The sequence below is a fragment of the Metabacillus idriensis genome (assembly GCF_009674765.1).
Lineage (GTDB): Bacteria > Bacillota > Bacilli > Bacillales > Bacillaceae > Bacillus_P > Bacillus_P idriensis.
The window spans coordinates 99,958-112,108 of sequence record NZ_WKKF01000003.1 but is presented as its reverse complement, the minus strand read 5'-3'; the positions used below and the strand labels follow the sequence as shown (position 1 = coordinate 112,108).

12 protein-coding genes are annotated in these 12,151 nt (G+C 42.5%); 5 read left to right on the top strand and 7 right to left on the bottom strand.

Going from position 1 to position 12,151, the window contains the following annotated elements; translation table 11 throughout:
* The 4 genes from GJU41_RS13510 to GJU41_RS13495 form a co-directional block, all read right to left on the bottom strand.
* Positions 1-612, bottom strand: a complete 612-nt coding sequence (locus tag GJU41_RS13510; RefSeq protein ID WP_154318950.1) for a DedA family protein — start codon at positions 610-612, stop codon at positions 1-3.
* Between the two features lie 88 nt (positions 613-700).
* Positions 701-1,513 carry a YihY/virulence factor BrkB family protein gene (locus tag GJU41_RS13505; protein ID WP_170292800.1) on the bottom strand — a complete coding sequence of 271 codons (813 nt, stop codon included), beginning with the start codon at positions 1,511-1,513 and terminating at the stop codon, positions 701-703.
* Between the two features lie 120 nt (positions 1,514-1,633).
* Positions 1,634-2,425, bottom strand: a complete 792-nt coding sequence (locus GJU41_RS13500; protein WP_154318946.1) for an endonuclease/exonuclease/phosphatase family protein — start codon at positions 2,423-2,425, stop codon at positions 1,634-1,636.
* A 2-nt stretch (positions 2,426-2,427) separates the two neighbouring features.
* Positions 2,428-4,068, bottom strand: coding sequence for a PTS transporter subunit IIBC (locus GJU41_RS13495; protein WP_154318943.1), 1,641 nt, complete (start codon positions 4,066-4,068; stop codon positions 2,428-2,430).
* Between the two features lie 590 nt (positions 4,069-4,658).
* On the opposite strand from GJU41_RS13495, the gene GJU41_RS13490 reads away from it, so the two are divergent.
* A complete protein-coding gene (locus GJU41_RS13490) occupies positions 4,659-5,726 on the top strand; it encodes a nitric oxide synthase oxygenase (protein ID WP_154319018.1) in 1,068 nt (355 codons plus the stop codon).
* Between the two features lie 283 nt (positions 5,727-6,009).
* Here the strand turns inward: GJU41_RS13490 and GJU41_RS13485 are convergent, their stop codons facing one another.
* Complete coding sequence (locus GJU41_RS13485) at positions 6,010-6,285, bottom strand: acylphosphatase (protein ID WP_070879664.1); 276 nt, start codon at positions 6,283-6,285, stop codon at positions 6,010-6,012.
* Positions 6,286-6,364: 79 nt separating this feature from the next.
* Between GJU41_RS13485 and GJU41_RS13480 the strand changes: the two genes are divergently transcribed.
* Positions 6,365-6,772, top strand: coding sequence for a GNAT family N-acetyltransferase (locus tag GJU41_RS13480; RefSeq protein ID WP_070879665.1), 408 nt, complete (start codon positions 6,365-6,367; stop codon positions 6,770-6,772).
* A 117-nt stretch (positions 6,773-6,889) separates the two neighbouring features.
* On the opposite strand, the gene GJU41_RS13475 is transcribed toward GJU41_RS13480, so the two are convergent.
* Complete coding sequence (locus tag GJU41_RS13475; protein ID WP_154318940.1) at positions 6,890-7,561, bottom strand: response regulator transcription factor; 672 nt, start codon at positions 7,559-7,561, stop codon at positions 6,890-6,892.
* A gap of 90 nt (positions 7,562-7,651) precedes the next feature.
* On the opposite strand from GJU41_RS13475, the gene GJU41_RS13470 reads away from it, so the two are divergent.
* Genes GJU41_RS13470 through GJU41_RS13460 form a run of 3 tightly spaced genes read left to right on the top strand, consistent with a single transcriptional unit; the run spans position 7,652 to position 11,361 of the window.
* Complete coding sequence (locus GJU41_RS13470) at positions 7,652-8,578, top strand: R2-like ligand-binding oxidase (protein WP_224771201.1); 927 nt, start codon at positions 7,652-7,654, stop codon at positions 8,576-8,578.
* A gap of 24 nt (positions 8,579-8,602) precedes the next feature.
* Positions 8,603-10,150 carry an aldehyde dehydrogenase family protein gene (locus GJU41_RS13465; RefSeq protein WP_154318939.1) on the top strand — a complete coding sequence of 516 codons (1,548 nt, stop codon included), beginning with the start codon at positions 8,603-8,605 and terminating at the stop codon, positions 10,148-10,150.
* Positions 10,150-11,361, top strand: a complete 1,212-nt coding sequence (locus GJU41_RS13460; protein WP_154318937.1) for an iron-containing alcohol dehydrogenase — start codon at positions 10,150-10,152, stop codon at positions 11,359-11,361. Before GJU41_RS13465 ends, GJU41_RS13460 begins: the two co-directional genes overlap by 1 nt.
* Before the next feature lie 479 nt (positions 11,362-11,840).
* Here the strand turns inward: GJU41_RS13460 and GJU41_RS13455 are convergent, their stop codons facing one another.
* Positions 11,841-12,107, bottom strand: a complete 267-nt coding sequence (locus GJU41_RS13455; RefSeq protein WP_070879750.1) for a hypothetical protein — start codon at positions 12,105-12,107, stop codon at positions 11,841-11,843.
* Positions 12,108-12,151 lie beyond the last annotated feature (44 nt).

Sequence of the window (12,151 nt, the reverse complement as noted above, 5' to 3'; positions counted from 1 at the left end):
TTATACTTTTTGACTGGAGGAACTGGCTGGATCAGAACAATCCTTCTTCTTGTAAACAAAACGGTATAGAAGGAATAGGATAATCGCTAATCCGACAGCAATCATAATATAAGTCTGCATATCAGACATGAATGCAGAGATCGATTTTAGATTGCCGATCTGTCCAAGCCAGAGCATCGTGATATTCAGAGGGAATACCCCTAAAAATGTAAGTCCGGCAAATGGCAAAGCCTTTACTTTTGACAGCCCTGAGACGTAAGAAATATAGTTGCCGATTCCTAAAGGACGCGCAATTGCAATGCTCCAAAGACCGCATTTTTTGAACCAGCGCTGTGTTTTCTCAAAGGTTTTTTTCTTTTTGGTCAGCTTCTTTTTCATTTTATGCTCTAATTTATATCCAATCCAATAAGGAATAAAACTGAATACCGTGTAAACCGCACTGCCTAAAAAGGCAATCCAGATTAATTGGAGAATCGATAAATCCAGTAAATAGCCATACGCAAGGGTTATAAGTGAACCTGGAAAAGGCAGGGATGAGGCTTCAATTGCAAGACCCGCCATAAGACCCCATATTCCAAACTCCCGCAGCAGATTTATGATGAAATCTAACATGAGATCTCTTTTCTCCTCTCTTTCTTCTTCTTCTTACTGTGAAAATACCCGCTTCCATAAATATCAAACTGGTACATTAAGGAGAAAATCAATCCGGACAGAACTTTTTCTTTCTGCGGCAGACGCGCATGGCATTTATTTCTCCTCCAAGCAGAATGGAGAAGGCGGTGAAATAAAGCCATATGAGCAAAATAATAATGCCTCCCAAACTTCCATAAGCAGCGTTGAAGGCTTTGAAATTATCAACGTAAAAAGAAAATCCATAAGAGCTGATGCTCCAGAGTGATGTTGCAAAAAGTGATCCGAAATAGATATCAAAAAACCCGAGCTTTTCATTTGGTGCAAAATAATAAAGAGCGAGCAAAACCAAATTAATCATGAGAAATGAAATGATCCACCTTGCCTGATTCAGCAGCGGATTTATATTTTCAAGAAAAGGTGCATAGCGGGTCAGGGTGTCAATGATGACTTTTCCGAATACTGGAAGAAGCAGGGCGATTGTAATCGTAATAATAAGTCCTGCTGCTAAAAGCAGAGCATCTATGCGGACTTTGATGTAAGCACGGGTTTCCTTAATCTCAAGCGCCCGGTTGAAAGCCCGAATTAAAATATGCGTTGCATTGCTTGCAGACCAGAGCGCTGCGATCACACCGAATGCAAGTATGTAGCTGTTTGTTTCCCCAAACAGACTTCTAATCTGTTCTGTAAGCAGCTCAGCCGTTTCAGAAGGCACGTAGTGATTAATCCACGTTAATAGTGGAGTGACATCGAGCGAAAAATATGGGAACATGGCGATTAAAAAAATTAGCAGCGGAAAAAGGGATAGTAAAAAATAATAGGCAATAACTGCTGATAAGTCGTTTAATTCGTGATGGTGAATTCTTCTTAGCAAATCTTTCATAGTCGACCTCCCTATAACCTTTTTAATTTCCCCGTGAGATATATAGGATAAACGTAAAAAGAAAAAGAAAAGATGACAAAATGAAAAAAAAGCTGCCTCTTTAAAAGAAGCAGCCTTCATTTACATGCAAATCTCTGTCTCCACACCATAATGATCTGAAACGGCAGGTTTATGTTTGCCGTTGAAAATAACCTTTGATGACAGCACTTTAACCTCATCACTTGATAGAATCAAATCAATGCGCAAATCTTGTTTGTTTTCATCCCAGCCGGCAATTTTGCCTTTAACGGTTATACCTGAATCCTTATCTTCAGCGAGTGTATACGTATCATATAAACCGTTTGAAAGAAGGTAATCATATCCTTCATCTCTTATTTCAGCGCTGTTATTGAAGTCACCCAATAAGAAGAAAGGATGAGATCGGTCGAGCTTTTGAAGAAGAGAATCAAGCTGGAATTTGCACGGTTCCTCTTCGTCATGCCACCAGCCAAGATGACATGAGTAGAAGGAGACTAATTTCTCATTGTATTTGATGGTCGCGCGTACGATCGAGCGTGTTTTCCAGTAAGAGGTATCTTGTCCTTTTGTCACGCAAAAGACCTCTGAATCCACTATAGGATGTTTAGTCAGGATTGCAAGACCCTCTTCATACCCAGGGTATCCGATATGGGCAAAGCCCCAGACGAGCTCATAATCGGTTACCCCAAGCTGTTTTAATTCATCGAGAAGAACTAACGCGTAATTGTTCTTTTTAACCTGAGCATAGACGATGGCTTCATCTTCAAGCTGGCTGACTTCCTGAAGGGCAATCACATCAAATGATTTTTCCTGGATGGTTTTCGCCAGTGTTTTGATTTTCTCCATCTGGTTTTCTTCTTGCCAAGAGTGACAATTAAGCGTTAATAATTTCATGGTTAAGCTCCTAACGTATCTTGAATATCAGATTTTAAAACATCTGCTTTCGGTCCGTAGATTGCTTGTACACCTTTGTCTTTAATGATTAAGCCGAGAGCGCCATTTTCTTTCCATTTTGCCTCGCCTGCAACTTTGCCTGAATCTTTTACCGTAACACGAAGGCGTGTCATACATGCATCTACATCTTCAATATTAGCAGATCCGCCAAGTAAAGTAATGATAGCAGATGCCTGTGAATCGCTGTTTACTGCAGCAGTGCCTTTAGCAGCAGGCTCTTCAGAATCGATGTAGTTTCCATTGCGTCCCGGAGTAGGGAAGTTGAATCGTTTGATCATGAAGTTAGCGATTCCAAAGTTAAGACCGAAGAATACTAAACATGCAAGAACAAAGTTCACAATATCCATCCATAAACCAGCTTTGATGATCATTGGAGTACGGGTTAATAGCTCAATGAAACCAAATGAGTGAACACGGATGTCGATAATATCGACAATCGCAAAAACAAGACCTGTAGTAATAGCGTACACAATATATAGAAGTGGAGCAGCAAACATGAACATGAACTCGATAGGCTCAGTTACACCTGTTAAAAATACTGCAAGACCTGCAGATAAGAACATTGATTTGTATTTCGTGCGTTTTTCTTTGTCAACATTGCGGTACATAGCATAAGCAATACCGATAAGTGAAGCTGTAGAAAGAATCATTTGTCCAACTTTAAAGCGTGCTGGAGTAACGTCGTTTAACAATTGGTTATAGCTTGCAGTATCTCCTGCAGCAAGGAAGTTATTTAAGTCGGCAATCCATGCAAGCCATAAAGGATCCTGACCTGCAACTGTTGAACCGGCGCTTCCGCCAGTTAAGATTTCGTAAGTTCCGCCAAGAGACGTATAGTTCATCGGCACTGTCAGCATGTGATGCAGACCGAACGGAAGAAGCAGACGCTCAAGCGCACCGAAGATAAATGGTGCAACAATTGGAGCTGTGTTGCGTGAAGTAGCAATCCATTGACCGAAGTCATTTAATAGACCTTGAATAAATGGCCAAACTAGAGATAATACGACAGCGGTTACAACAGATCCGCCGATAACTGCGAAAGGCACAAAGCGTTTGCCGTTAAAGAAAGAAAGTGATTCTGGCAGTTTGTTGTAGTTGTAATATTTGTTGAACAGGTTTGCACCAAGGAAACCTGCAATAATACCTACAAATACTCCCATGTTTAATGCAGGAGCACCTAAAACAGATGTGAAGTAATCTTTAACAATTAATTCTTGTCCGAATAAAGAGTTTACAGTAGCTTCAGGATCTGCAAGCATTGCAGAGTTAACGCCGAAGATTGCTCCTGTAATACGGTTAATTAGTACGAATGCGATTAATGCAGCGAATGCACCGCCAGCACGTTCCTTAGCCCAGGAACCCCCGATGGCAACTGCAAACAGGATGTGAAGGTTGGTAATGATGCCCCAACCGATGTCTTCCATTACTCGTGCAATCGTTTGCACCAATGTGATGTCTCCGCCTGACATGGCGATTAACTTGCCAAGTGAGATCATAATACCGGCTGCTGGCATAACTGCTACAACAACCATTAAGGCTTTACCGAATTTTTGCCAGAAATCAAACGATAATAAGTTCTTCATCTTTTGCCCTTCTTTCCCTTAATAAATATAATTTTTGTAAACGAATTCATTACTAGGCAGAATTGCTTACTAATTTTTTAATAAATAGATTCGTGCAAATATGAGTGCAACATGTGCAATCGCTTGCATAAACCTATTTTAAATAAAGGGCTTTCATATTGCAACAAAAAAATGATAAGTTTTTCATATTTTTATAGAATATCTTTTTTGTAGTGCTAGAATCCCTTGATACATATGAATCATTCGCGATTCCTTTCATATATATTTTTTCCGTATAGAAAAGTTCATGAAAGTTTTGCATGTAGTAAAAGTATGCTTCAATAGAGATGCTATACTGTAATGATATCGGATATGATCTTTTTTCGAAAAATTTACGTAGTTCTTACTTTAAGAGATAAGAAAGTATTTATTTTGCGCTTTGATGTCTAGCTCCATCGCCCAACTCCTCGGCCAGAACGGCTCCGCCAGTAAAGGCAAAAAGCGCCTTTTCTGTCGGATCCTTATCTGTCTGTCGGAGCTAACCGGGCGATTCCGCTTTTCTTATAAGCTTGGTTATTTAGGAGGTTATCGTGGCTACTCAACTTGAATATATGATTGAAGCAGAGCAATTCATTAGGCAATGTTATCATGAGCTCGGCAAAACGGAAGAAGAAACCGTTTCCCGTCTATTGCAAATTAAATCTCTGCTCGGTCAAGAGGGTCAGTATCATTTAACGTTTGAAGAACTTGAGCACGGGGCTAAAATGGCTTGGAGAAACAGCAATAAGTGCATTGGCCGTTTATTTTGGAACACGCTTAGAGTGGTGGATGCAAGAGAGCTTGCTGCGGAAGAAGAAATCAGGGACGCACTGTTTTCACATATAGAATATGCAACAAACAACGGCCGAATCCGTCCGCTGATTACGATTTTTAAGCCAGGGGAGGATGGAACTGCGCCAGTGCGGATCTGGAATCATCAGCTGCTTAGATATGCAGGCTATGAAACAGATTCTGGAATTGTCGGCGATCCGGGATCCATCGTATTTACAAAGAAATGCGAAGAACTTGGATGGAAGGGCGAAGGGACGGACTATGATTTACTTCCTCTTGTCATTCAGGCAGAAAATAGGGAGCCGGTGTGGTTTGAAATTCCCTCTGAAATTGTGCTGGAGATTCCAATCTCGCATCCTCAATACCCGGAGTTCAGTGAGCTGAATGCCAAATGGTATGCCGTTCCGATTATCTCTGATATGAGCCTTGAAATAGGCGGGATGACATTTCCTGCAGCTCCGTTCAATGGCTGGTATATGGGAACAGAAATTGGCGCGAGGAATCTGGCGGATGAGGGCAGGTATAACATGCTTCCAAAAGTCGCTTCGCTATTGGGCCTTGCCACCTCTTCCAATGCGACACTTTGGAAAGACAAAGCGCTTGTTGAACTGAACCTTGCCGTTTTGCATTCTTATAAAGAAGCTGGTGCCAGCATCGTCGATCATCATACAGCTGCCCAGCAATTTAAGCGGTTTGAACATAATGAAATGTCAGAAGGACGCGACGTGACTGGAGACTGGACTTGGCTGATTCCTCCAGTGTCCCCGGCGACAACTCATATTTTTCATAAGCAGTATGAAAATAAAATCATCAAGCCGAACTATTTTTATCAGGATCGTGCTTACTAGGACAAGCTCTTGCGGGGGGCTTGTTTTTTTATGGTAATTAGGAGGTCGTTGGAAAAAAGAAAGTATTTGAGGCGTTTTGGAAAGTATTTCATTGATTTCCACATGTAAAATGGACATTTAAGAAAGTAAGTGAGCAGTTTTGGAAAGTAAACTCTCTTTTATCTGAAAACAGGTTGAAGAATTCCTGTTTCAGAAGGAAGGTATTTGCCAAGTGCACATAGAAAAAGACCATTCTCATGGTCATTTTTGATTAGAGTCCGTATACTTTGTTCAAGCTGTAAATTCAATGCAATATCTTAAACTCAGAAAACGTCTCAGACTGAAGCTCCCCTTTTACTGAAATGTCGTCTACCTCAGCATAACGGTTGCCTTCCTTCAAATCCTTCAGGAAATCTTCCAATTGCTTGTCCTCTCCCTGAACCATAATTTCAACAGTTCCGTCATCCCTATTTTTCACCCAGCCTGTCAGTTCATGTGAAGCGGCAATTTTCTGGGTGTGAAAACGGAAGCCGACTCCCTGTACCCGGCCAGCTGCAATCATATTTAAGGTTTTTATCATAAAAATCGCCTCCTAACGTCTCATTTCCCGTTGTTTACCTATTATAATCAAATAAAAAGAGAGAGAGGAGCTGCTGCAGGTGGAATGGCAGAAAAACGAATACCACGTGTCAGACGATCAAACCTTGCTGCAAATTGAAAAGATAGAGGCTTGGATCAGTGAGTCATACTGGGCAAAGGGCCGCTCTAGAAAAGTAATAGAAGAGAGCATTAAGCACTCTCTGAGCTTCGGATTGTACGATCAGAATGGCAGACAAATAGGTTTTGCCAGAGTCATTACAGATCAGGCAGTCTTTTCATGGATCATGGATGTCATCATTGACGAGGAATACAGAGGACGCGGGCTTGGGAAATTCTTAGTGGAATGCATCATCAGTCATCCCACGATCAAAAACACGAAAATGGGCCTTGCCACCAAGGATGCTCATAATCTTTACAGACAGTTTGGCTTTGAAACTGAAGAATACATGAGAAGACCGCTAATCTAAGAAAAGCGGAAGCACCCGTTTGAGTTAGGCGACTCCGCTTGCCATCGAAGAGCAAAAAATTTAAACTTTCGTCTCTCTAAGACATGAACCCGCGCAAATAAAAAGGCAGCGGGCTTTTTAATGGATAATGCCTTTCCTGAGTCCTACCGCAACGGCCTCAGCGCGGTGCTTCACCCCTAATTTCCGGATCACCGCACTTAGGTAATCACGCACAGTAAATTCGCTGATTTTCATGTGTACAGCCATTTCTTTCATGCAATAGCCATTTGCCAGATGCTGAAGGACTTCGGTTTCCCGTTTGCTTAGAATACGATTAGAATTTTGCGAGATAAATTCCTGGAAGTAGTAAGACAGCTGCTCTACATGACTTCTAATAGATTGCCTCCTGCCTGTATACTGGTCTGCAAGAACGCAGCCTATCACGTTATTCGAGCTGCTGATTGGAATGATGGCAAGGGTGGACAGCTTAAATTGATTGATGTACTTTTCTGGAAAAGGAACGTTGCTTTGTGTGAGGTCAATGAGCTGAAGCTGATTATTCTTAAGGGCATTGTATACTGGCGGGATGTAGCGGACATCTTCTTTTATCCAGTGCATGGATGTGATTTTTCCTTTGTCTGCCTGAATTAAGCCTTCTCCTACATAACTGAAGGATGAGTATGTAAAAATTGAAGCGCGCTTGAAAGGGAAAAACTGAACACAGCCGAGGACCATCCTCTCGGTCCTTTTCGTAAAATCGTGAATTTGGGAAGCTTCACGAATATATTCTCTTACTCTAGCATCTAGCATTCGACAATTTCCTCCCCTACCTTTTCAGTACTATTTCACCTTCATCTCTCATTGTAAAATAAAAATGTAAGCACTTACAAATATAAGAGCATCGCATTTAAAAATAATTCAAATCAGGAGGGAACGATGAACAAACGCGAAATCATTACGACAAGCAGCAGAGGTATTAATGAAGAGTTACTGCCGTACCGGCTTTTTCAGAAGGCGAAGCGATTTGGGATTTGGAATCCGTCAGATATTGATTTTACACAAGATACAAAAGATTGGAAGAGTCTAAGCGACGCGCAGAGAAACGAAGTCCTTCGCCTCATCTCGCAATTTCAGGCAGGAGAGGAAGCAGTAACGCTTGATTTGCTGCCGCTTATGATGGCCATTGCAAAAGAAGGGCGTATTGAAGAAGAAATGTATTTGACAACGTTTCTGTTTGAAGAAGCAAAGCATACCGAGTTTTTCCGTTTGGCTCTTAATGCCATTGGCGAAACAGGTGATCTCTCAATCTACCACACCGACACTTATAAAACGATTTTTTATGAGCTGCTGCCGCAGACGATGGATCGTCTCATCCATGATCAATCCCCTGAAGCGATAGCTGAAGCATCCACTGTCTACAACATGTTTGTGGAAGGTGTTCTGGCTGAAACAGGTTATTTCTCTTTTTACAGGACGCTTGAGGAAGCAGGCATTATGCCGGGATTGTTACAAGGAGTAGGGCTTTTGAAAAAGGATGAATCAAGGCATATCGGCTACGGCACCTTCCTGCTGCAGCGCCTGATCAGCGAGCATGAGCATATTTTTGATCTCGTTTCAGAAAAAATGAAGCAGCTGACTCCATATGCAATCAAACTAAATCATGAAGGCATGTCAGGTGAGCAAAATGCATTCGGCCATACCATTGATGAAACAATGGCCTTCACAATGAGACAGCTCTCTGTCCGCATGGATATTCTTGCAAGGGCGCGAGGAAAGAGAATGGAAGAGATTTACCGAATGACAGAAGACGAGGTTGGCGTTGTTTAATCGACTTTTAGAGGAGGAAGAATCATGAGTGTAAATGTAGATGTCCTAACCCTGCCGCTGTTTATTAATGGGAAGTGGGAAGAGTCGATTTCTGGAGAAACGTTTGATATTTTCAATCCTGCAACAGGAGAACTCGCTGCAAAGGCAGCTAAGGGAACGAAAGAGGATGTGGACAAAGCGGTGCTTGCAGCAAGGCACGCATTTGATCATACAGAATGGAAAAGCATGAAGCCGAAAGAACGTTCAAAGGTGCTGAACGCGATAGCATATCAGATCATTCAGCATGCGGAAGAGCTAGCGTTTTTAGAGTGCATCAGTTCTGGAGGAACAATCAGGCGCATTACGTCGAATGATATTCTGCAAATGGCCGACCTATTTCAGACGTTCGGCAAATTTGTGCTGGATTATCCATACTCTGAAACGCTGCCAAATCCTCCGTTTCCGGGCCCTGCTCACAATTTCATCTGGAGAGAGCCAATCGGGGTTTGTGCGGCCATTACACCATGGAATATGCCGATGCTGATTGCCGCATGGAAAATAGCCCCTGCACTTGCAATGGGAAATACCTTGGTCATTAAGCCAGCAAGCTATACGCCTTTATCTACATTAAAACTTGCAGAGATTATTTCGAAAGTTGTTCCGCCTGGAGTCATCAATGTCGTATCTGGACCTGGAGCAGAGACCGGCGAAGCACTTGTCTGTCATCCCAAAGTCGATAAAGTGGCGTTTACCGGATCAACTGAAGTTGGCCGCAGTATCATGAAGCTTACCGCTGAAACGGTTAAAAACACAACACTTGAGCTTGGAGGGAAATCGCCGAATATTATTTTTGAAGATGCCGATCTTTCTCTTGCTTTACCAGGAAGTTTATTCGGAGTTTTCCTGCACTCAGGGCAGCTGTGCGAATCAGGAACCCGCTTGTTTGTGCCTGAGAGCATGCATGATGAAATTGTGGAAGGGCTGCTTGCACTGACAAAGAAATTGAAGCTTGGAAACCCGCTTGAAGCATCAACAGATGTGGGTCCTATTATTTCTAAAAAGCAAAAAGATTCGATTCTTGCCTACATTCAGTCTGGTTTAGAAGAAGGAGCCACACTCGTATGCGGAGGAAAAGAAGTGACTGTTCCTGGATGTGAGGGAGGATCATTCATTGAACCGACCATTTTCACAAACGTGACGAATGAAATGAAAATTGCGCAAGAAGAAATCTTTGGGCCTGTTTTATCTATTATCAAATATTCGGATGAAGAAGAAGCAATCAGACTCGCAAATGACACAATCTACGGATTAGCGGCAGGTGTCTGGACAAGGGATGTCAACAAAGCGTACGTTGCTGCAAGAAAGCTTCAGGCAGGAGTTGTCTGGATCAATGACTGGCACATGCTCCGCAATGATGCGCCATTTGGAGGCTATAAGCAAAGCGGAATCGGGCGTGAAATGGGCAAGCATTCCCTTGATGCTTATACACAAGTAAAACATGTTCACACATCGATGGTATCTGATCTTCATAAGCGAAACTGGTACGGTATTTTGTTTTCTGAACAAAATCAAACGGATAGAGGTGAAGACTGATGCTGACAACAACATTTTCACAGTTCATGCTGCGCTCCGGCATCTACAGCGGATCGAATACAAGGGCAATGGTGCCTGATCTGTTTAGAGGTCTTGGTGCAAAAAGAGTGGTTCTTTTCAGTGATCGCGGTCTTGAAAAAGCGGGAATTGTCGAAAAGACGGCACAGATCTTTGAATTAACCACACACGGTATTGGGCCTGAACTTGCAGGTATCTATCTCGATATTAAGCAGGATGCAGAAAGCAGCTGTGTAAATGATGCTGTCCGCTATGCAAGGGAGGTTGGTGCAGATGCGCTGCTTGCAGTTGGCGGCGGAAGTGTCCTGGATACAGTTAAAGGCGTAAAGTATTGTCTGCATAAAGGGCTGACGAATATTAATGACGCCATCCCCGGTGGCTTTTTAATGGAATCTTTTCCTGAAGCAGCCCATATTCCGATTCCGCATATTGCGATACCGACAACAGCAGGCACGGGATCTGAAGTCTCTCCGATTGCGGTAATCTACAACGAAGAATTAAAACTGAAGACAAACATCATCAATCCGTTTATCAGTGCGGATATCGCAGTCCTTGATCCTGACCTGACAGTTGGATTGCCTTCAAATATTACAGCGTTTACAGGTTTTGATGCACTCACACATGCGATTGAGGCATTCGCATCGCCAAATGCAACTGCACTGACAGATGCTTATGCCCTGCACGCCGTTCGGCTGATTGAAAAGAATCTGCTGACTGTTGTTGCAGACGGGGAAAACCTTCAAGCGAGAATGGACATGCTGCATGCAAGTTTAATGGGAATCACAGCGTTCAGCTTTGCCCTTAATGCAATACCCGTTCATAATTTCGCACATGCCTATGGCGCGATGTTCCGCATTCCGCATGGTCTCGCAAATGCCGTCTTTTTGCCTGCTGTTATGGAGGGAATCCCATCGTTGTACCTGCCAAAAATACATCAGCTGGCTGAAGCACTGAATGTAGAAACGAAGAACGAAGACGCACCGACAGTATTAAATAAGGTCATTGATAAAATCAAGCTGCTTCAGCATAAAGCGGGACTTCCAGCTGACTTTTCAGACTACAGCATTTCAGAGGGGGATTTAGAGAAAGTCATTACGGCTGTTGCCCTGGACCCGGCAGCTGTATCTTTTCCAATGCCGCCTGAATTGATTTACGCTATCAGTCAGAAGGTAGTGCCTGCGGGGGTGAAATGATAAGTAGCCTAAGGGCTGTCCAGAAAGTCTGTTTTCGATTATAAATGTTGTCCGTTCCTTTCCGCTGCAGGAACTTGCTTTCCGCGGGGAGCGTGGAAGCCTCCTCGGCGAGCCTGCGGGGTCTTCCATTTCGCTCTATTTTCCCGCAGGAGTCAAGTTCCTTCCGCTGCAATCCACTTAAGGTTTTTAACATGGAGTCTAAAAACAACAAAGTTTACGAAAAGAGCCTACAGAAAAAGCATGCAGGAAATAACATTGTTTTTCCTGCATGCTTTATTTTAGGGACTTATCGGACAGCCACTTTTCATGGTTTTTAGGTAATCTTATAGTGTCTATGATACCCTGTAAGCAGGAAAAAACCGGATTTTAGGTACTAACAAATTGCCAAAAAGCCGCCAACTCATAAGAAATACAATTACCAATAAATAACGGATACTAAACTGCTGTGCGTTTTTAGTATCCGATTTCCTGTGTATTCATTAAATCTCCTGATCTTTTTTCTTATACAAAATCTTTCTTCTGACTGAATCCCATTGACCCAGGGCCAAACAAATAACTCCGGCAATCAGCGCAGCTGCTGTCCAAATAGTGATTCCTGTTTCAATCGAATCATATCCGCCGCCAAAGTAATTGGTGTTTACCGAGTTAATGTTTGAAATCATAACAGCTGCTGTGAGATGCTTCGCTGCATAAAGAAAAGCCGCCACAGCAATAAAGAAAAGTCCAATTTTTGAAGAGTTGTTCATTTCATCACCTGCATTCATTGATACTTTGAATGTACCATAAATTA